The sequence below is a fragment of the Pontibacter sp. MBLB2868 genome (assembly GCF_051904785.1).
In the GTDB taxonomy this organism is placed as follows: domain Bacteria; phylum Bacteroidota; class Bacteroidia; order Cytophagales; family Hymenobacteraceae; genus Pontibacter.
Window position 1 is genome coordinate 345094 of record NZ_CP196710.1, and the last position, 21293, is coordinate 366386.

Annotated in this window: 17 protein-coding genes; 9 read left to right on the forward strand and 8 right to left on the reverse strand. The window is 46.3% G+C overall.

Annotated features, from left to right (window positions below; genetic code table 11):
* Positions 1-128: 128 nt before the first annotated feature.
* Together ACSX1A_RS01495 and ACSX1A_RS01500 are read left to right on the forward strand one after the other, a co-directional pair.
* A complete protein-coding gene (locus ACSX1A_RS01495) occupies positions 129-1508 on the forward strand; it encodes a sigma-54-dependent transcriptional regulator (RefSeq protein ID WP_439881836.1) in 1380 nt (459 codons plus the stop codon).
* On the forward strand, positions 1498-2874 hold the full coding sequence (locus ACSX1A_RS01500) for a sensor histidine kinase (RefSeq protein ID WP_439881837.1): 1377 nt from the start codon (positions 1498-1500) through the stop codon (positions 2872-2874). Before ACSX1A_RS01495 ends, ACSX1A_RS01500 begins: the two co-directional genes overlap by 11 nt.
* A 33-nt stretch (positions 2875-2907) precedes the next feature.
* Here the strand turns inward: ACSX1A_RS01500 and trxA are convergent, their stop codons facing one another.
* Positions 2908-3213, reverse strand: a complete 306-nt coding sequence (gene trxA / locus ACSX1A_RS01505) for a thioredoxin (protein ID WP_439881838.1) — start codon at positions 3211-3213, stop codon at positions 2908-2910.
* Positions 3214-3473: 260 nt separating this feature from the next.
* Between trxA and ACSX1A_RS01510 the strand changes: the two genes are divergently transcribed.
* The 7 genes from ACSX1A_RS01510 (at position 3474) to ACSX1A_RS01540 (ending at position 8376) form a co-directional block, all read left to right on the forward strand.
* Positions 3474-3803 (forward strand): hypothetical protein, encoded by a 330-nt coding sequence (locus tag ACSX1A_RS01510; protein WP_439881839.1) that lies wholly within the window; start codon positions 3474-3476, stop codon positions 3801-3803.
* On the forward strand, positions 3803-4465 hold the full coding sequence (locus ACSX1A_RS01515; RefSeq protein WP_439881840.1) for a hypothetical protein: 663 nt from the start codon (positions 3803-3805) through the stop codon (positions 4463-4465). Before ACSX1A_RS01510 ends, ACSX1A_RS01515 begins: the two co-directional genes overlap by 1 nt.
* Positions 4462-5241 carry a sensor histidine kinase gene (locus ACSX1A_RS01520; RefSeq protein WP_439881841.1) on the forward strand — a complete coding sequence of 260 codons (780 nt, stop codon included), beginning with the start codon at positions 4462-4464 and terminating at the stop codon, positions 5239-5241. The genes ACSX1A_RS01515 and ACSX1A_RS01520 overlap by 4 nt, the downstream gene beginning before the upstream one ends.
* A gap of 27 nt (positions 5242-5268) precedes the next feature.
* Positions 5269-5688 (forward strand): response regulator, encoded by a 420-nt coding sequence (locus ACSX1A_RS01525; RefSeq protein WP_439881842.1) that lies wholly within the window; start codon positions 5269-5271, stop codon positions 5686-5688.
* A 222-nt stretch (positions 5689-5910) separates the two neighbouring features.
* Positions 5911-6198, forward strand: coding sequence for an HNH endonuclease (locus ACSX1A_RS01530; protein WP_439881843.1), 288 nt, complete (start codon positions 5911-5913; stop codon positions 6196-6198).
* Positions 6199-6283: 85 nt separating this feature from the next.
* On the forward strand, positions 6284-7351 hold the full coding sequence (locus tag ACSX1A_RS01535; RefSeq protein ID WP_439881844.1) for a DUF6687 family protein: 1068 nt from the start codon (positions 6284-6286) through the stop codon (positions 7349-7351).
* A gap of 170 nt (positions 7352-7521) precedes the next feature.
* The gene (locus ACSX1A_RS01540) at positions 7522-8376 is read left to right on the forward strand and encodes a universal stress protein (protein WP_439881845.1); all 855 of its coding nucleotides are present in this window, start codon (positions 7522-7524) and stop codon (positions 8374-8376) included.
* A 46-nt stretch (positions 8377-8422) separates the two neighbouring features.
* Here the strand turns inward: ACSX1A_RS01540 and ACSX1A_RS01545 are convergent, their stop codons facing one another.
* From ACSX1A_RS01545 to ACSX1A_RS01575, 7 genes are all read right to left on the reverse strand, one after another.
* Positions 8423-8830, reverse strand: a complete 408-nt coding sequence (locus tag ACSX1A_RS01545) for a hypothetical protein (RefSeq protein WP_439881846.1) — start codon at positions 8828-8830, stop codon at positions 8423-8425.
* Between the two features lie 37 nt (positions 8831-8867).
* Complete coding sequence (locus ACSX1A_RS01550) at positions 8868-9707, reverse strand: thermonuclease family protein (RefSeq protein ID WP_439881847.1); 840 nt, start codon at positions 9705-9707, stop codon at positions 8868-8870.
* A 97-nt stretch (positions 9708-9804) separates the two neighbouring features.
* Positions 9805-10023 carry a hypothetical protein gene (locus tag ACSX1A_RS01555; protein ID WP_439881848.1) on the reverse strand — a complete coding sequence of 73 codons (219 nt, stop codon included), beginning with the start codon at positions 10021-10023 and terminating at the stop codon, positions 9805-9807.
* A 126-nt stretch (positions 10024-10149) separates the two neighbouring features.
* Complete coding sequence (locus ACSX1A_RS01560) at positions 10150-13575, reverse strand: amidohydrolase family protein (RefSeq protein ID WP_439881849.1); 3426 nt, start codon at positions 13573-13575, stop codon at positions 10150-10152.
* 331 nt (positions 13576-13906) lie between these two features.
* Positions 13907-15919 carry a tetratricopeptide repeat protein gene (locus ACSX1A_RS01565; protein WP_439881850.1) on the reverse strand — a complete coding sequence of 671 codons (2013 nt, stop codon included), beginning with the start codon at positions 15917-15919 and terminating at the stop codon, positions 13907-13909.
* A gap of 190 nt (positions 15920-16109) precedes the next feature.
* Entirely contained in the window at positions 16110-19763 is a 3654-nt protein-coding gene (locus ACSX1A_RS01570; RefSeq protein WP_439881851.1) for an AAA family ATPase, read from the reverse strand.
* A 124-nt stretch (positions 19764-19887) separates the two neighbouring features.
* Positions 19888-21117 carry an exonuclease SbcCD subunit D C-terminal domain-containing protein gene (locus tag ACSX1A_RS01575; protein WP_439881852.1) on the reverse strand — a complete coding sequence of 410 codons (1230 nt, stop codon included), beginning with the start codon at positions 21115-21117 and terminating at the stop codon, positions 19888-19890.
* Positions 21118-21293 lie beyond the last annotated feature (176 nt).

The window sequence follows — 21293 nt, forward strand, 5'->3', positions numbered from 1 at the left end:
CCGGAGAGAACGTTAACATGTTAAACAGGCGTAGAGCTTCATAATTTCCTGCTCTGCGGAATCTGGGATATTGAAATAAAAAAATTACTTTTACACATAAAACCCTATTAAATACCCCATTAAATACTATGAGCAAGATTCCGTGCAAGATATTGATAGTCGATGATGAGGATGATATTTTACTGGCAGGCAAACTGTTGCTTAAGCAGCATTTTGCTACGGTAATGACAACATCTGATCCTAACAGGATTCCTGCCTTGCTTCAGGAAAACAGCTTCGATATTGTGCTGCTGGATATGAATTATAGTAAAGGGGCGACCTCCAGCAAAGAAGGTATCCATTGGCTGAAGCAAATCCTGCAGCTATCTTCTAAAACCATGGTTATCCTGATGACAGCCTATGGAGACATTGAGCTGGCGGTACGGGCTCTGAAAGAAGGTGCAACAGACTTTGTGTTGAAGCCCTGGCAGAATGAAAAACTGGTTGCTATCTTGAAAACCGCCTGCCAGAATAAGCTAAGTGAAAAGGAAAACAACACCAGAACGGTAGAGCACTCCAAGACCGTGTTCCATTACGATGGATTTATTGGTGTTTCTCCGGCTATGCAGCGGGTGTATCAAACAATAGATAAAGTAGCAGGCACAGAAGCAAATGTACTTATACTTGGTGAGAACGGTACAGGCAAAGAAGTGGCTGCGCGTGCAATCCACGGAAAATCTAAAAGGGCGAACAGCGCTTTTGAGAAAGTGGATCTGGGTGCGGTAAGTGAGACGCTATTTGAAAGTGAGTTGTTCGGCCATGCCAAGGGAGCCTTTACCGATGCCAAAGAAGACAGAGCCGGCCGACTGGAGGCTGCCTCCGGCGGAACCCTTTTTCTGGACGAGATCGGCAACCTTTCACTCTCTTTACAGGCCAAGCTGCTTACAGTATTGCAAAGCAGGCAGGTAATACGGTTGGGCACCAACAAACCACGCCCTATCGATGTGCGGCTGGTGTGTGCTACTAACATGCCGCTGTACGAAATGGTGAAAGAGGGCACCTTCCGGCAGGATTTACTATACCGCATAAATACCGTAGAAATTCACCTGCCACCGCTGCGGGAGCGGCGCGAAGATGTTAAACTGCTCGTGGACCACTTCCTGAAAGTATACTGTGAGAAGTATGAGCGGCCTGATCTGGGTATCAGCAGCGAAACGATCCGGCGCTTAAGCGAGTACCACTGGCCTGGTAACATACGTGAACTGGACCATGCCATTGAGCGCGCTGTTATTTTGTGTGATGGGAATGAACTGCATCCGGATGATTTTTACCTGGTACCAGGTGAACCGGATAAACAGCAGCAGGGTAGTGAGGCGTTTGCCGAAAGCGATTATACTTTGGAAGCCCTGGAAAAGATGATGGTGCAGAAAGCTTTGGTAAAACATGGCGGTAATATTACCCATGCCGCAAAAGAGCTGGGCATAACCCGAACGGCCCTTTACCGACGAATAGAAAAACATGGCCTTTAAAAGCTTCAGGCTTAACATGCTGCTGCGTCTGTTATTGCTGATAACAGTGATAGTGGCTTTGCTGCTAGTGCTCTACCGTACAGATTGGTTCATTACAGCGTTTTGCCTGCTTCTGCTTGCCCTGTTCCAGATATATGATCTTTTGTATTTTGTAGAGCGGACTAACCGTGATATCAGCAGTTTCCTGGAGGCTATCAGGCATTCTGATTTCACACAACGCTTCGCCACCAAAAGCAAGACATCTTCCTACAATAAACTCTACCAGAGCTTTAATGATATCTCAGATGCTTTCCAGAAGGTGAAGGCAAAGGAGCAGGCGCATTACCTTTATTTGCAGGCAATTGTAGAACAGGTAGGGGCAGGTATTTTAACATTCGACGAAAGCGGAGAAGTACGCCTCGTAAATCAGGTAACAAAGGAAATGTTTCATGTGCCTCACCTTAAAAATGTGGAAGCATTGGCACGTGTAAGTCCCGAACTGGTGCATGCTCTGCGGTCAACAGGCCATAATGAGAAAGCACTGGTTACGGTACAAGTAGGGCAGGCCCAGTTATTGGTGAACCTGCATGTTACGGAGATGGTGACGCAGGGGCAAAAGCTGAAGATCGTGACATTTCAGAACATACAATCAGAACTGGAAGAACAAGAACTGCAGACGTGGCAAAAGGTGATTCGGGTGCTGACGCACGAGATAATGAACTCCATAACCCCTGTCATCTCTCTGGCTTCTACAGTGTCTGGTATGCTCGAGCAGGAGGTAATTGAAAAGTATAAGAAGGGCGAGCCCCTGGACGAAGAGGTATTAGGTGACATGCAGGCCGGATTACAAACAATTGAAAGGCGTAGTACTGGCATGCAGAGCTTCGTGAAGAACTACCGCCGGCTTATGCGCTTGCCTGCTTCCGAGCTGAAACCTGTGAAAGTGAGAGACCTTTTACACAACATCCATCATCTGCTAAGTTCCCAGATGCAGGCCAATAAAGTGGAAATCAAAATATTTTTACCGGAAGAAAACCTGATGGTGCTGGCTGATGAGGAGCAGTTGGAACAGGTACTCATCAATCTGGTAAAGAATGGTATGGAAGCCTGTGCGGCAGGGGAGCACCCATGCGTTGAGATAATTGCTTATCTACCGGAGCAGGAAAATGCAAAGCTGCAGATCGATGTTACGGATAACGGGACAGGTATACCGGAAGATGTGCTGGATAAGATCTTTATCCCGTTTTATACTACAAAAGAACAGGGGTCCGGCATTGGTCTAAGCCTTTCAAAACAGATCATGCGGCAGCATGGCGGTAACATTCGTGTACGATCACAGCCCGGCGAAACCACTTTCAGTCTGCAACTAAGGCTGATGAAGAAGTGAGGATCGGCTATAACTCCTGTTTGCGCCTAACAGTTATACGTATTGCTTGATTACCTGTGTGAGCTGATGGGCGGGCATAGCGCCTGACTGTCGCCATACTTGTTGACCTTTGTGAAATAGAATAAACGTGGGTACTCCCTGTACCCTGAACTGAGAAGCAGCAGCTTGATTGTTATCAATATTTACCTTTACTACTTTTAGTTTACCATTGTACTCGCCGGCGACTTGCTGTATAATGGGATTCATACTTTTGCACGGGCCGCACCAGTCAGCGTAAAAATCAACGAGCACGGGCATACCCGGACTGCTAATGATCTCCTGGAATGATTTTTTTGCCATAATTTAGAAATTAGAAGGGCCTACTACATCATCTTCTACGTCAATTGTATAAAAAGATGTTGCACGGTTTTCTCCTAAGGTAGTATAAGCGCGGAACAATTCAGATGATCATAAATAAAAATTGTATACAGCTGCTATTGCGTACGGGGTCGCGCTGGAAGTTTAGGATGAATAAAAAAAAATGAGCTGGCCAATACGATTTTTTATAAATATAAATTTCTATATATTTAGCATAGATTTTCAAGCTAAATGAAAAAGAGATGGCAAAGTTTGACGGAACAGAAGGTGCAGTGATCGAGCTGAGCCAGGCTGCTAACTGGACAGGAAATTATAGAGCTGGGGCAGCAGAGGAGCCAGGTGGTACAGTAGTTAAGGCGCACTTTTTCGGGCATCAGATTTTGCAAAGTATTCTCGATCAGGAAGGTTGTATGGGCATCAGGATATACTATGCCCGGGATGAGGAAGGGCGTAAAAAACTGGTACTTATCGGTGCCGATGCAGCGGGCAATGACATGGAGGATGGCGTAGTTGCAGACTGGTCAAAAATATGCCATCCTGATTGCACAACCAGTGGAAAACTGATCGGTTAATGGAATTTTTTCTTCGGAAGGTTTACCCATGGCTGATCGAATTTGCATCTGTCAGTCCAATTTTCCCATTTATTATAGCTCTGCTTTTAATTACAAAGCATAAAAGTCTTCAATTCAGATTACTGTTTGCCTTAATCCTGGTAAATGTTATTGCAGAAATAGTTGGGCAGGTTACAGTATATTTAGGTACTACAAGCAACCTGTGGCTGGGACATATCATTACTCCTGCAGAGCTGTGCATTCTGGCAGCCGTTTATTACCATAGCTTTAAGAGGCCAGCTTTTAAAAAGATCATTTTTTGGGCTTCAATTGTGTTTGTGATCTTCAGTATAAGCGACAGCTTTTTTGGAGATGGCGTAGTTCAGATGAATTCGGTGCCTAAAATGATAGCAAACACCATCTTGATCGGCATGACGATCTTATACTTTTATAAAGTTGCCAATGATCTTACTATCACTTACCTGGACCGTGACCCGATCTTTTTACTGAGTTGCGGACTTTTGATCTATAAAGCAGGTACCAGTATGTCCTATGCCATGTTTAATGCAGCACTTGCAGAGTCTTATGACGCAGCACGTTTGTGCATAACGTTTATTTTAGTGCTGAATGTCTTTTTTAATGTTGCCTTAATTTTCGTGCTGAAAAGAACTTCTCTGAGATGAAAACAATAGAACCTGTACTGTATATCACACCTGTGCTGCTGATATTGGCATTTGGCATTATTGCATTCGTATTTTTATATCAGCGGCGTATGCTGCAGCACCAGGAAAACCTCCGGCAGTTGCAGGAAGCAAGGCAAAGACAGGTGCTGGAGGCAACACTACAGGCACAGGAAGAGGAGCGCAGGAGGGTGGCCCGCGACCTGCACGATGATGTGGGCGCGATGCTGGCATTAGTAAAACTCAATGTTCATCAACTCAATGCCGCTCTTGAAGATAAGACCATGGGGCAGGGGGTAAAGAAGATGTTAGATGAGGTAATTGGCACCGTGCGCCGCATTTCTCATGATTTGATGCCGGTTGTTCTCGAAAAGATGGGTTTACCCCAGGCGCTTGAGGCAATGAAGCGTGCTGTGCCACCTTCTTCAGGCATTAATTTCGAATTTGTATGCAACGATAAGGAAAGGCGTATAAATTCCATAGTAGAGCTTTCCTTGTACAGGGTGGTGCAGGAGCTCCTGAACAACACCTTAAAACATGCCGAAGCATCTTTGATAGCTATAAATCTGGATTTTGAAGCGCATACCTTGCGGCTGGAGTATCTGGATAATGGCGTAGGGTTTGATTACAACGGCATGGTGAATAAGCCAGGGAAAGCCAGCCGGGGATTGGGACTGATGAACCTGCAGGCACGCGTTGCCCTTTTAGATGGAAGTTTTAAGTTTGAGTCTGAATCAAATAAAGGCACAAAAGCTTTTATTTCTGTCCCGATTGCTTAATTTTGTAGTAAAGCTGAACGCTAAATCATGGATTACCAGTCTCTTACACTTGCCATCGCAGATGATCATACCTTATTTAGAAAAGGTGTGATGGAGATACTTAAATCCTACCCGGAAATAACAGTAATAGCTGATGCTAATAACGGTGCAGAACTTATCGAAAAGATTGAGAAAAGCCTGCCAGATGTCGTTATGCTAGACCTGGAGATGCCTGAGATGGACGGCATCGCAACATCCCGCTACTTACTGAGCAAGTACCCTTTTGTGAAGATCCTGATCGTGTCTATGTATGGCGAAGAATCACTGGTGGAAAAATTGCTGCAAGAGGGTGTACACGGGTATTTATTAAAAAGCTCCGAACCAGAAGAGCTTCGGGAAGCGCTTCAAACCCTGAAATCAGGTAATTGCTACTTCTCTCAAACTATCCAGAACAGGTTGCACCTGTAGTCTCTGTCTTAATTTATTATTTTACCTTCCGTTGCTTTCTGCTGTAAGTCAGGATAGCAGTGCGTTGCTTTAATTAACCCAATTTTTTGTTGAACTTATAAAACTGACTTAAAGCCCTTCTATTTAAAGAGGAACTTTGCCAGCAGTATGATAATAGCTGAATTTTAAACCCTGGAAAGCCTAAAACTGTTGTGAAATAAGAATAGGAGTAACATTTTTGGGATGGCAAAAAAGCAGGAGCAGCAGGTTTGCGAACTTTGTGGCAGAGATGTTCAAAATTTATCCAGGCATCACCTGATACCCCGCGAAGAGGGTGGCCGGTATGGAGCGACAGCCGAGCTTTGTCAGCCATGTCACAGCACTGTACACCTCAAATTCAGTAACCGGGAACTGGCAGTTACCTACAACTCGATACCGGCCCTACAAAAAGCAGAACCTCTGCAGAAGTACCTGAAATGGGTAAAAGGCAAGCGTATAGAACGCATCTCCAACAGCAGGGGCAAAAGGTGATCTAATATAGGTTTTAGGGTCAGTGCAGTAAAAGTTTAAGCACAGAATGTTTTATGCAGGATCAAAATCTATTTAACTTTATAGTATGCAAACACGAAAGTACCTGCCTTTCGCAGAGGTTAAGAACCAGCAAGCTGTAGTTGTAGATAGTACTCACCCAAATGGGTTCATGTTGTCGCATTGGAAAGGTGCGCCTACCCCGGAAAATGTACGCGACGACACCAGTGCAGCCATTGTGCTGCATGCGCTCCGGCAAAACCTGCCTGAAATCGACCTGCCCTACGTCACAGCAAATCATTTTGATATTGATGGCTTTATAGGCGTTTGGGCCCTGCTTAACCCTGAGAAAGCACTGGAAAATGAGGAGCTGCTGCGGCAAATGGCACTTATCGGAGACTTTCGGGAACTGGACCTGAATCATCCGCTGGCAGGGGAGGCGCTAAAGCTTGTTTGCTGGATAAATGCCAAAGAGCAGGAACTGTTCTACCGGCCTTTTGAAGCTGATGAGATGGAGGAAAAGGAAACAGAACAGTGTACCGCAAAGTTTAAATATTTCCTGCGTGAGTTTGATCGTGCTTTACTGAACCCGGACTGGGAAAAAGGCGCCTGGGAGGATGAGGTAGCCAGTGTATTGCTGGGCTATCGTGACATGTACAAGCCAACCACGAAGCTAATACGCCACCCTGCTATCGGATTGGTTATCATCGAGACACCACACCCTGTGCATTATTACGCCCTGTTTAGCCGCACGAAAGGGTTTGATATAGTACTAAGCTGCTATGAACATAACCGGTACGAACTGGAGTATAAATACACCACTTGGGTAGATATTGCTTCCAGGCCCACATTGCCACGGATAAAACTGGCACCCTTGGCTGACAGCCTAAACGAGTTGGAAAAGTCCGGCTACCACTGGACCTCTAATTCTATCACTGAAACCGGGCCTTTACTGCGCCTGCAGGGTGATCAACTGAAAAGGTCTGAGATGTATGCAAACCCTACAGAGCGTGAAATATTTTCATCCTCTATACCACCGGAACAATTCAAGCAGGTGGTGGTAGCCTATTTTCAGAATGCTTATGCAGGACTAGAACCAAGATTTCATTGGTCCTGGAAAGAAGTAAAAGAGTTGAACAAGCAGTTGCAGCTTTAGAGGGAAGTTAAAGATCTGCTACACGGATTACAAATGACCTTTAGGGGCTAATGAGTTGATCCTAATCATTTTTAAATTGGAAAAGTTCTATCTCTTTTGCATTATCACGTATACATCGTAAAAAAGGGATATTTTGTGCCGCTTATCACACTAGCAAATCAGCATCTGCAATGAAAAAGATATTGTGCCCCACCGACTTTTCTAAGACAGCCTCAAAAGCTGTAGAATATGCCACCTACATCGCCCAAAGGGCTGGTGCGCATCTCACGCTCATACATGTTGTTCATCTGCCGATCGTGGATACTTCGGAAACAGCATTGGTGGCGAGTGAGCTGCTAGGAGAGCAGATGCGTGATGCCGCTGAAAAGCTAAAGGCACTTGTAATGCACCTGGAGGAAAAGTATGGAGCCAACCGTGGTGGAGAATTTACCTGTGATTATGTGCTGAAAGAGGCGCTTCTGACAGATGTAACGGAGTACCTGACCAAAAGAGAAGGCTATGACCTCATCGTAATGGGTACCACAGGTTGCGACAACACAGTAGAAGAGATATTGATAGGCAGTAATACCGAAGCAGTAATTGAGGAAGTACACTGCCCTGTGCTATCAATTCCTGTTAACGCAGAGAGCCCAAGTATAACCAAGATCGTGTATGCCACTGAGTATACAGCGGAAGATAAAGAAGCGCTAGTATCAATAGTTGATATAGGAAGTATTTTTGGGGCGCAGATAGATGTGGTGCATGTTGTAAAGGAGCCTGGTGAAGACAGTACAGAGAAAGGAAAACAGTTCTGGCTCGACCTTCAGCAAATTTTTCCTGGGGTTCCGATGCATTTTCAGGAAGTAATAAACAAGCATCGTGATCAGGGGCTAAAAGATTATTTTAAGCAGGAAAATGGCAGTGTGTTAGCGATCTTAAGGAAAAGTAAAGGGTTTTTACGGGAGCTCTTTTCCCAAAGCCTCGCAGAAAAAATGACCTACCAGGCAGAGGTTCCGTTGCTGGTATTGCAGGGGCATAAGGAATAAAAAAAGGGCTTTACTATACAGTAAAGCCCTTTTTTTATTCCTAAGATTAACGCACCATGTTTTCGTCGAAAATATGGTTAAGTTCACTACTGCACTCCTGGCAGTTGTAGCGGCCATATTCTTCAATAGCCCTGGTCAAAGTAACGTTTTTGAAAGTGCCTTTTCCCTTACCTGCTACCAAAACCGGGCAGTCATGCTTCAGATGAAAGATATCAGACTGCCCATCTTCCAGTAGCCATACACGTTTCTTTGCGAGATCCTCAGGAATGATATAAAACGTAGGGGCTGGTCTTTTTTCAGTTACCAAAGTATTTGTTACATCGGAAGGAGCCTTTGTAGCCGCTACTTCTTTAGATGACTCTTGCTGCTGGCAGGCAACAACATTGATTAATACCAACAGGGTAACCGCGCATTTTAGAGTAGAGCCTGCTAGAGTTTTTAGGGTAAGTTTCATTTTGATGTAACTCGTGGTATACTCAAAAGTATTAAAATTATTTGTATTTACTGCAGGTCTTATCAATTCTTCTGCCATATTCACGAATGGCTGCAGCCTCTGTTACAGTTAATACATCGGCCTTGCAGCGCTTTAACACCGAACAGTTTTTGTCAGTGTGATAAACTGCAGATCCACTGCTGTTACACAAGTAAACAGTGCGTTTGGTTGCACCGGCCGGTATTGCAGCATTAGCCGTTGTACTGCTGCCGCTACGTTTGTCCTTGCGATAATCCCAGGGCGCAATTGGGTTTGGATCCTGCCATAAGCCACGCTTGAACCGGCGCGCATCTGCTTCTGCGTTTGCCAGGTTCTTGTCAGTGGAGTAGGCTTTGTAGTGCCAGGCAAAGCCATTCTTTACAAGCTCTTCATTAAGGCTTCGGCCATCCGGGAGTATAATGGTGCCTACTGTTCGTCCATAGCGGTCTTTGTTATGCACGATCAGGCGCACCTGCTTCCCGAAAACAAGATCAGAAGTGTATTGCTTTGCTTTCTGCCCAAATGCCTGTGCCTTTTCAGGAGTATCCACACCATAAAGCCGCACCGTTACTTCCTCGCCGTTTCGTAGCAAGACAATTGTATCACCGTCTTTAACACCAACCACTTTATCTCCGCTGGTAGTGGTCGGTTTGGCTGATGCTTCCGGTAAAGGCTCCGCTATGTCCTCTTCAACTATAATTGTATCTGTAACAGGCTGAGCAGGGGATGGCTCTTCCCGCTCCAGGATAGCTTGTTGCCGCTCTCTGAATTGTTGTTGCGCATCTTTATTGTCTTCCCGGCAGGAAAGGGTGGTAAAAAGTAGTAGTACAGTAAGCAGTTGAAGGGCAGTCTTTCTCATATAAAGCAAGTATGTTATGCAAAGGTACAACTGCAGATGGGAAAAAAATAAAAGCGTAATCCTAATAAACTGCAGAATTCCCCGGAAAGTATGGAGGTTACAGACTGTCTATAGTTTCTCCTTGCTCCTGTAAAGAATCCTCAAGTCCGGCGCCGATATTGGTTGTCGGTTTATCCGGAGCAACAGTTGGCGCCCTTGGGTCTTCAGCTGATACAGGAATTTTACCCTCCTCTGAATTTTCCCGCGAATCGCTGTTACAGGAAAAGCCGGCAAAAAGTACAAAGCTTAAAAGCAGGTTAATAATGAGCTTTTTCATGATACATTTTTAAGTACCTGTATAAATACGATTATTCCACACGATTATGTTAGATTCAGGTGCAGCAAAAAAAGGAAGCCCTCCAGGCTTATCAGTCTGGAGGGCTTCCTTTTGAAAATACATTTATTATTCGTGGATACCAGGAACACCTACTGGTGTGGCGCTGTGCCAGTCAAAAGCTGGTGCTTTCTTCTTGGTCGGTGCCAGTTGATCCAGTGTGCTGGCATCATACAGGCGGCCATTACGCATCACATACTTGATGGTATTTGTGTTTCGGATATTCTCCAGCGGGTTCTGATCCAGGATAACCAGGTCCGCCAGTTTACCTCCTTCAATAGAACCGATGTCGCCATCCAGGCCTAAGCCCTTGGCACCAAGTATGGTCGCTACTTTCAGAGCATCCATGTTACTCATGCCTCCTGACTGTACAGACCAAAGTTCCCAGTGGTAACCAAGCCCCTGCAACTGTCCATGAGATCCGATACCGGCAAGACCGCCAGCTTTCACCAGGTTATTCACAAATTCGGCATGGCGCTCAAAGATGTGTTCTTCTTTTGTGAACCAGCCTGGTCTGCGTCTGGCTTTGGCATCCAGCTCAGCCTTTGGTGTAAAGTAGTTCAGTTTCTTGTCTCCTACCACATCTTCGGTTGCATAGTAATAGTTCTCAGCCCAAGGGCCACCGTACGATACAAGAAGTGTAGGCGTGTAGGCCATCTGTGATTTAGATACAAAGTCAACTACATCCTTGTACAGCGGGTAGATCGGGAACGAGTGCTCATGTCCCGGATAACCATCAATAGCCTGTGTCATGTTCAGTTTAAAATCAAGGCCTCCCTCGGTTGTTGGAAGTAAGCCCTGCTCTTTCGCTGCCATTATGATCCACTGACGATGCTGGCGATTACCAACGAGGTACATCTTGATCGTTTTAGTGTGATAATACTCAGAGTACTGCTTCAACACCTGCCTGGTATGGTCAAGGCTTTTTAAATTGTATGCCCAGTAACCAACTCCGGGGCCCGTAGAGTAAACGCGAGGGCCTATCATTTTGCCGGCATCTACCATGTCGCTGTATGTCAGCACGTCTGTCGTGCCGGTTTGCGGGTCGCGGGTAGTGGTAACGCCATATGCAAGGTTAGCTGCATAGATCCATACCTGGTTCGTATGCACGCCCCAACGCGGCCACATGTGTGCGTGAGTATCAACGAAACCCGGAGTGATCGTTTTACCTTTTACATCCACAACATTAGTACCTTTCGGAGCATTTAGTGTTCCTGTTGGTCCTACAGCCTGGATCCTGTTGTTTATGATCAGGATATCTCCGTTTTCAATCACCTCATCGCCCTTCATGGTGATAATGCGTGCCCCTTGCAGGAGCGTAGTACCCTGTGGGATGTCGCGTGGTACCTGAATGGCAATTTTCGTCTCTACAGGTTTATAACCTTCGTCTTTTTTCTCCTCTTTGCTCTTATCGTCCTTCTTTTCTTCAGCCTTGTCGCCTTCAGCTTTGGCTTTCTCTTTTTCGGCCTCTTTCTTGCGCTCTATTTCCTCCTGCTTGGCTTTAGCCTCATCCAGGTTATAAGCAAAGAAACCGTTACCAATAGACCAGTAAACAGTTTTGCCATCGGCAGACCAGCTCGGGAACTGGCCACCAATTTCTGTCAGCTTCCAGCTTGGGAACGCAGCTTTGTCAGCATCGGCTACGGAGATAGTTGGCGTTTCGCCACCTGTAACCGGAATGGTTACGACATAAATCTCATTATTGATCAGTGCCAGAGCTCTGTCACCTACCGGAGCTTTGATTACAGTAGAAGCTGTTGATGGCTTTTGCTGCGGTTCACGCTCTTCCAGGTGCAGGTTATGGCTCATCTCTTCCTCTATCATGTCTTCGACAGAGCCAAAAGTCGTGATCCCTTTTACTTTCAGGAATGACTTCTTATCCGTTCCATCCCAGCGGATCGAAATAAGGCCATCCGAGTCGCTGTAAAGGTAAATGCGGTCATCACCTTTTACAAAGTGCGGGTTTGCACCTACGTCAGCTTTAGTAACATACTGCGTTTCGCCACCTTTGGCAGGTACCCAGTTTATACTTTGACGGGAGTCAAAGGCACCCGGACCTGCTGCTTCACGGTAAGCCTGTGCAGATCCTTTTACAAACACGATCTTGCTTCCATCAGGAGACCAGGCTGGATCCTGGAAAACAGCTTTCTCAACAGTTACTTTCGTTGGCTTGCCTTTTCCACTGGCGTTTATTTTATAGATGGAGCCTCCTTCCTTTTCGTCCCAGGTTACATAAGCAAGTTGCTTGCCATCCGGCGACCAGGCAGGCTGTGCTTCGGTGTGCTCTGCCTCTGTCAGGCGCTTTGGAGTACCGCCCGGGTAATCCATCACATATAACCGATCGAGGGCTGTAAATGCAATCTGCTTTCCGTTTGGAGACACTGCCGCATCCCTGATCTGGGTAACGGTCATCATCTTCTCATCAGATATCGGGAACTTGAAGTCCAGCTTTGGACCAATGGCAATTTCTGTATCTACCTGGAAAGGTATTTCTCTGGCGTCGCCGCCTGCTACCGGAATGCTGTAGATCTTACCACCATAAGAAGCGATCAGGTTCTTGCTATCTGGTGTGAAGGACATAGCAGGAAGTACGCCAAGTGGTGCGATCGACTCCTGCTCATCGCGCTGTACGGGGTAAGCCAGCCATTTCTCTTCGCCTGTTTTCAGGTTTTGAGCTACCAGGCCTGTATTATCGTTATGGCGCGTGCCATATACCAACCAGGTACCATCCGGTGACAGGGTAGGGGTAAAGGCTGAACCGTAGCGGGCTGTTCTTACATCTACTTCGCCGGTTTCACGATCGAAAGTGGCCAGCTGATACTGCGGCAGTTGTGCGTTATAATTCCAGGCCCCGGTGCGCTGCGAGAACCAGATGTAGCGGCTGCTTTTGCCAAAAGCCGGTTCCACAGTTTTCAGGTTATCCGGTTTGCTGATCAGTTCTGCCCCTGAACCACCATCTTTGTGATACAGGTGCAGCTTCAGATTTCTCCGGCCTTGAGCCGCCACCAGGTACTGACCGTCCGGCGTCCACTCAGCAGACTGGAAATTTTCATTTTTACTTTTGCTGATCTGCTTTGTCTTTTTAGTGGCCAGATCCATGGTCCAGATATTGTCAGCGCCGTCTTTATCAGAAATGAAAACGATTGACTTACCATCCGGGCTGAATTTTGCCTGCGTATCAAACTGCATTCCTGAAGTAAGAGGCTCTGCCTTTCCGCCACTTACCGGAAGCAGATACAGGTCTCCGAGCATGTCGAATACTATCTTGCTGCCATCGGGGCTAACATCCAGCGCAAGCCAGGAGCCTTCAGAGGTGTTTATCTTGATTTTGCGCGCACCTTCTAAAGGAAGGTCCTGCTTGTCTTTTTTGTCTTTGTCCTTTTCTGTTTTAGCTGCATCCTGCGCCATGGCGGGCTCAAGCAGTAAACCAAGAGAGCAAACAACTAAAAGAGACATTTTCCATCGTCTTTTGATGTTGTACAGGTTTTGGTACATAAGAAGAGTTAGGTTTAGTTTAGTTCAGCTAATATAATCGATTCGCTTGAAATCAGCTTTTCAAATAGATGAACCGCCTTATTGTAAAGGTATTAAGCTGATTTTTCTAGATAAATCAGTTTCTGCTTCAGTAAGTTCCAGTAAATATGAGGTGCAGGAAAATTGGCCGGCAGCATGGAGTGGCGGGTTTTAATTCAGGCTGTACTGGTTGCACAGTATTGCCTTCCAAAGCTTCCAGTAAAGCGAATAGTTTTAAAGAGGGCTGTTTAAAATCTTAAGATAATCTTTAAAAGGGTGTGCGTCTACACTGGTCGCTCAAGCGACGGTTATACTAGGCCATCTCAAGTTCTGCCGGTTGTTCTGTGGTGGCAGCATCTACTGCTTTTAGTACAGCCGGCAACCTGAAGCTAAAGTTACTTCCTACTCCTAACTCACTTTCTGCCCAAATCTGGCCTCCGTTCTGCTCGATAAAATACCTGCAAAGCTGCAGCCCTAAGCCGCTGCCCTTTTCATTGGCAGTACCGGGGGAACTGCTGTTATTGTGCCCTGTAAATAACGTGCCGAGCTTTTCAGGAAGTATACCAATGCCGCTATCAACAACCTTTACTGTCACCTTATCAGCATTACAATCAGCCTTAACGGTGATTTCATCACCCTGCTTACTGAATTTGATCGCGTTTGACACCAAGTTTCTGATCACCAGGTCTGTCATCTCCTTATCAGCAAACAGCAACAGCTCCGGGTCTATGTCAGAGATCAGTTTTAGCCCCTTATGTTCTGCCTGGGGCTGCAGGAGTTTGATATTCTGTTTTACCAGTTTTGAGATGTTTACTTCACCCGGCTCGACTTTAAGGCCATTCATCTGGGCCTTTGCCCATAAAAGTAAGTTATCAAGCAGCCAGAGCGAGTTCTGTTGTGAAGTTTCAATGGCTGAAATAAAGGTTTTCATTTTTTCAGGTGGTACTGCTCCCCTCGAGAAGACATTTAACAAACCTTTCAGCGTAACCAGCGGCCCCCGCAGGTCATGGGCAATTATAGAAAACAACTTGTCTTTGACGTTATTCAGCTTTTCAAGCTCTGTCTTTTGTTGCTGTAGCAAAACAGCCTGCTTCTGCAGTTCTTCCTGTTTATGGGTCAGAGCTGCGCTCTGTTCCAGGATACTGTTGTTTTTAAGGATGAGCAGCTTGTTGAAACGGTGAAGACGTTGCCTGCCCATAAAGAATACGACAGCCAGTACAACTGACATTAAAAGTAATGAAATCGTAAAGTACTGTAATAAGTTCTTACGACCCATATCCTGCTCCTGTAAGTCTCTTTCTGCTTTTAAAAGCTTATTTTCCTGCTCCGCTTTTTCCTTGTCGTACTGCAGTTGCAGCTTTGCTATTTTGGTATCGGTCTCGGTTGTGCTTACACTGTCTTTGTATTGATCATACAACGAAAGGTAATTGTGGGCTTTTTTATAGTCTCCCAGTTTGATGTAGATCTCATTCAGTAATTCAGCACCTATCTTGATCTCTTCTTTTGATTTGATCGTTTTTACTACCTCAAGATTTCGCAAGGCAAAAGGAAGCGCCTGTTCCGGGAAGCCACCAAACATGTAGGCCTGAGCCAAACCATACAGGGAGTATGCTTTGCTCAGGGAGCTATCCTGGGGGGGGAGTAACTCCAAGGCACGCTTATGGTATGAGATTGCCTTATCCCAGCCACCCATGTCGGAGTAGATGTAGCCAACATTGTTCAGGCTTAGTACAATACTCTCCTTATCACCTAACTTCTGTTTTAGATGAAGGCTTTTCAGGATGTAGTTAAGCGCCTTGTTCAGGTCCTGCTTTTTCTGGTAAATGCTGCCCAGGTTGTTATAGGACATCGCAATAGAAACCGTGTCATGCAGTGCAACAGCAATGTCTAATGACTTTTCGTAAAATTCTGTTGCTTTCTCAAAATTGTTCTGGATATTATATATAGAGCCTATGTTATTATAGCTTGCTGACAGGCCAACAGAATCTTTCAACTCTTCCCTGATCCGAAGCGATCTATAGTAGTATTCAGCAGCACCGTTGTAATCGCCGGATTTGTCATATGCTACGCCAATTGCATTATAAGCATACGCCAGCCCAGTCGGGCAATCAGCATGTTCTGCAAGTTGTACCGCTTTGTTGGCATAAGCTAGAGACGTACTCAAAGATGTGTTTACATTTAGTTTGCTTAGTTCACAAAGGAGCTTTACCTGCTCAAAAACATCAGAAGTTTCCTCTAATCTGGATTGAACAGACGTTATATTATCAGTTTGTGCGTAAGCCCCAAAGGTGAAAAGCAAAAGGCCTATGTATATAAGGTGTCTCATTTACACTATGTTATAATCAAATATAATGCAAAAGTATAGACTAACATAAATTTAATATGATTAATATTTCATGTTTCTGGTTGCTTGTATAAAAAACGTTATTTAAACACTTAAAGCGCACTTTATACATCAAAATTTAAAAACATGTAAGAATAGATTGTGGTAATGCCAGCACGGATGCAATTATATGTTACCAGCCTGCTACTTCTACTGTGCTAACTCCACCAGCCTTACGGTGCAATTTTACCTGCGTATGGATACGCTCCTTTAAGGCTTCGACGTGTGAGATAATACCAATCATTTTACCGCTTGCCTGCAGGTTTTCCAAGGTCGAGATCGCCGCATCCAGCGTTTCACCGTCAAGTGTCCCAAACCCCTCATCTATAAATAAAGAGTTGATCTGTGTTCTGCGGCCGGCCAGGTCTGATAGGCCAAGAGCCAGGGCAAGACTTACAAGAAAGCTCTCTCCACCGGAAAGGGTGTTCATCGGGCGTACTGCTTCTGCCTGATACGTGTCTATTATCAGCAGTTCCAGGTCTTCAGTAGTGCTTTTGACAATTCGATAACGGTCATTCAGTTTCTGCAGGTGGTGGTTTGCCAGTTCTACCAGCCTTGCCAGCGTTAATCCCTGGGCAAAGCGGCTGAATTTTGTTCCTTCCGCAGAACCAATCAGGTCCGACAACTGAGACCAGCGGTGGTATACCTGCAGCTGGGTTTTGATCTGATTTGCCAGGTCTCTGTTCTTCTCGCGCTGCGTTGCATCTTGTTCCAGCAGCTGTTGCAGGCGGGCCCGCTGTGCAATTATTTCCCGGTGCTCACTTCCGTTCTCCAGCAGGAGCTGCTGCAGCTTTTCCATACTTTCGTTGGTGAGTTTTTTCTCCTGTACAAGCTGTAACTCCTGCTGCACATCACTCAGTGATTTTCGAAGTTCTGTCAGTTGCTTTTCTACCTGGGCTTTCAGGTTGGCAAGCCGGTCTGCCTCATCCCGCTCAAGGAGCATCTGGCTAAGTGCCTCGATGGTTTCTATGCCTTTTTGTTGCAATACCCGCAGCAGCCCACGCTGTAATTCATCCAGCACTGATTTGTTTTGCTGGTGCTTTGTCTGGCATTCTGACTGCCGAGATCGTGCTTCTTTTAACTCAAGTTGCTTTTTCTGGTGACGTGCACGCGCCTCTTCGGCCAGGGATGTGAGCCGACGAAGTTCCTGTTGTGCCTGCTGTCGTTCTTTTTGTGGGTCTTTCTCCCCGAACAGGCCCGAGCGCACTTGTTTTAGCTTTGCAAGCTCCAGGTGCTCCTGCTTTAAGTCTTCCTGGCGCTGTTGCAGCTCTTTATCTCTTTCCTGTACAGTTGCTTGTAGGTTTTTTACCTGCTCCTTCACCTCAATGTATGCTTCACGCATGCGCTCCAGTGCCTGTTGCTTTTGTGCAAAGTCAGCAGCTTTTTTCTCCAGGTTCAGCAGTAGTTCGTGGCGTTTGTCCGGGGAATAAGTACAACCATAGGCTATAGCGAACGATTCAGCCATCTGTGTATGTACCTGTTGCTGCTCCTGGTCATCGGCATGTATCGCCTGCAGTTTTTGTAATTGGTCCTGCAGGTGCTTACTGGTTGCCTGCAGTTGTTGCTGCTTCGAACTGCAAAGTACCTGTGCTTCCCTGTTCTGCTGCAGCTGCTGGTTTATACTTTCAAGGTCCCGGTTTATGGCCCGCGCCTGGGCAGATCGCTTTTGAAGCGTATCTGCAGTGGCTTGTTGTGTTTGCAGGAGCAAAGACAAATGTGTGGTATCTGTAATGCTCACCTGTTCCGGAACCCCTTCTGCCACTTCCGTAAAGCTGCGGAGCAGGCGCTGGCGCTCTGTTTCCGTTTCTGCCTTCACTACTCCAGCCAACTGCAACCGGTGCTGTAATGACGCAATTTCCAATTGCAGGGTATTGGTGGCTGCTTCCAGTTCTTTGACCAGGTTACGTTGCGCATCACGTTTCTGTACTTCTTCCGGAAGGTCAAATGTATACTTGTCTTTTACAAAAGGATGGTGGATTGATCCGCATAGCGGGCACGGTTCCTCTTCTGTTAAAGAAAGACGTGCTTCATCATATTGCTGTATCTGCTTCTGCAGCTCTACTATTTTCTGTAGCGCTTCCAGGTGAGATTTTGCATCATTCAGCTTTACCTGTGTAGTTTCAAGCTGCGTAGTTTTGGCTGTTCTTTCTTGCTCCTGTTGCTTGAGCTGCTGCGCTGCCATATCCATTTTTTGCTGCAATAGCGTATGCTGTTGCGCAATATCGGTCAGGCGTTCATACTTTGCCAGTAAAGCAGGTTGTGCCTGGGCAGCTACCATTAGCTCATCCACGGTCATCCCGGCAAGTTCTGCCTGCAGCTCTGCCAGCTTTTCCTGCTTTTGTTTTTCGAGCAGCACTTGCCCTTGCCGCTGACTTTCCTGCTCCTGATGCAGCCTTTCTGCCTGGTCAGATGCTGTTTTCAGTTGCTTCTGAAGCTCTTGCTGCTCCTGCTGATTGCGTTGTATGCGTACTCCCAGTTCCTGCAGCTCCTTTAGCGTTTGGCGGAGCTCTGGCAGATGCTCACGCAGGTCCTCAGCCTTCTCATTTTGCTTTAGCCAGCTTTTTATACTTGTCGCTTCCGATGTGAGCTTTTCTAGCTCCTGCTGCCTGGCCAGGCACTGTGCCTGTACAAGTTTTAGTTGCTCTTCAAAAGAAACATAAGCCAGTTTATTTTTACCGTACGCGTCACGGATAGTGCTTAGCTGATGGTCCAGTTTAGTGACCTGCTCAAGTAGCGGCTCCAGCTTTTGCTGCGCCTCTTCCTGTTGTGCCTTTGCCTTATCTGCTTCAATAGCTGTTTTACCTGTCAGCTCGAGTTCTGCCTCCAGCTCAGGCAGGCGCTTATCCAGCAACTGCAACTCTGCTCTAACTTCTGAAAGCTTGCTATTAGCGCTCCGTATCTCAGCCAATTCACCTACAAACTGGTGTGCCTGCTCATGATGTTTCAGCTTTTGAAACTCAGGCTGAAGCTGCGCCAGTTTTTGCTCCTGCACCTGTAAGGCAGACTGGTTTTGCTGCTGTTTCGTTTGGAGCTGTGCCACCAGCTGCAGCCACTGTACCTGCTCCTGCAGCTGATGCAGTGTTGCCTGAAGGTTTGTTTCCTGGTTTGTCAGCGTATTTATACTTTCAGTATAAGCTTGCCGCATTTCGTCGGGCAGTAATTCTATGTCCTGAAGCTTTCGTTCCAGGTCATCACGCTTCTGACGCTCCGTCCGGGCTTTTTCAAAAGCGTATTTCGATATTTCAGAATAGATTCCCGTATCTGTGATCTTCTCCAGCAGGGTGCTGCGCTCGTTTGGGGTAGCTTTCAGGAAACGGGCAAAATCGCCCTGCGATAGCATGACCGAACGCAAAAACTGACTGTAATCGAGGCCACATATCTCGGCCACCTTGCCGGCCACTTCGCTTGGTTTCAGGTCGAATAAGGAATTCTCCTTAAAGCTATACAGTTCCATGTGTACCGGCTGAATGTTACCGTCTACTTTTCCACGGCTCCTGCGCAAATGCCATTTAGAACGGTAACGAAGTCCGTCTGTTTCGAACTCAACTTCAGAAAAACTCTCGGCCGTATGCCGGGTCATCAACTCAAGGGGCTTATCGTTGTTGTGGCGATGCGCCATGCCATATAACCCCACTGTGATCGCATCCAGAATCGTGGTTTTACCCGCCCCTGTAGGGCCGGTTATCGCAAATAGCCCTGCCTCGGCTAAAGGACTTTGATCAAACCGGATCTCATGCTCACCTTTCAAAGAATTGAGGTTCTGGAAACGTACGGAGAGTATTTTCATGAGTGCTGCTTAAACTGTACTGTAGTTTTATAAACTTTAGAATGTCGGCTGTTTCGGGTAGCTCTCAATTAATGAGAGGCTCGTAACACAATATGCTTGCCGGTATTTAGAGCGAAAAGGTTTGCTAGCTTTCTTTTTCCTGTCCCATCAGTTCCAGCAGTTCAGCAAATGTCGCTAACAGTTCTGAGTGGTCAGAATCAGGGAATGAACTTTGGCAACGTTTTAGAAAAACATCCTTCTCGTTTAAAGTATGGAGGTCTATTTCGTCCTGTACCTGCTGCTCTAAAGTTTGTGTGGCTCTTTTGATGATAGGAGGCCGGTGGATGAGGAGCTGTAGCTCGCCCTCTTTCAACTTCAATACTTCTTCCAGTTGCTGGTTCAGGTCTGGGAGAGGGGCATCCAGTTCTAATTGCAGTTCAGCCCAGGCAGGCAGGCTATAAGCGCTGTTGTCAAACAAGACTACTTGCTGTTTTACCTTCTCAAGAGGTCCTTTAAAACGTACCAGCTTCCGGCAGCATGGAATTTCCAGCTCACGCAGATTAGCTAGCTTACCATCTTCAAAATCAAGTATAAATATGACTTTCTTATCTGTTACTTCGCTAAAGCTAAGCGGAATAGGAGAACCCGAGTACCGGATGTGGTGCCTGTTGTTCACCATTTGCGGACGGTGCAGGTGCCCCAGGGCTACATAGTCAAAGTCTGCTGGAAACTGGTCTGCCCCGATCTGGCCGAGGTTGCCGACATGGATCTCTTTTTCACTGTCAGATGCAGCACCTCCGGCAGCAAACAGGTGGCCCATGGCAAGCACTGGTACCAGCTGGCTTTTATACTTTTGGATATGTGGGACAAAGGCTTCGTAGTGTGCGGCAATACCCGTTTTTATACGCTGCTCACGCTCTTCAAATGTTTCACCGGCAACAGACAAACGCACATCCCTGTCCCTTAAAAAAGGCACCGCACATACTACCATTTTCAGCTCGCCCTTATCACAATGAAGTTCGATCAGTTCATCTAAAGGATTCTGTGACGCGCCTCCGACCACGCGGATGTTGAAGTATTCCAGCAGTTCTTTTGGGGCGTTGAGCGTGGATATAGAATCGTGGTTACCCCCGGTTATGATAATGTGGCGGCAACAAGTAGCGCAAACACGGCGCAGGAAATTATAGTATTGCTTTAATGCAGTGTTAGATGGCGCACCATTATCAAATACATCGCCTGACATAAGCAGCACTTCTACCTGCTCCTGCTCAATGGTTTGCAGTAGCCAGTCCAGGAAATGCTGGTGTTCTTCCGTCCGCTCGAGGTTAACAAGGCGCTGGCCCAGGTGCCAGTCTGAGGTGTGTAATACGCGCATACTTCTTCTTCTCCGATTCCGCTTCAATATACATCAGAATATAGAGATATTGCAAGTAAGGGTGCGAAGTAAAACAAAAAAAGAAGGAGGGCCAAAACGACAACTTCCCTGTAAGCGAGGCTTACAGGCAAGTGAGAGAGATAGTGCTAAGCAGCTATCAATGAGCTGGTATGCAG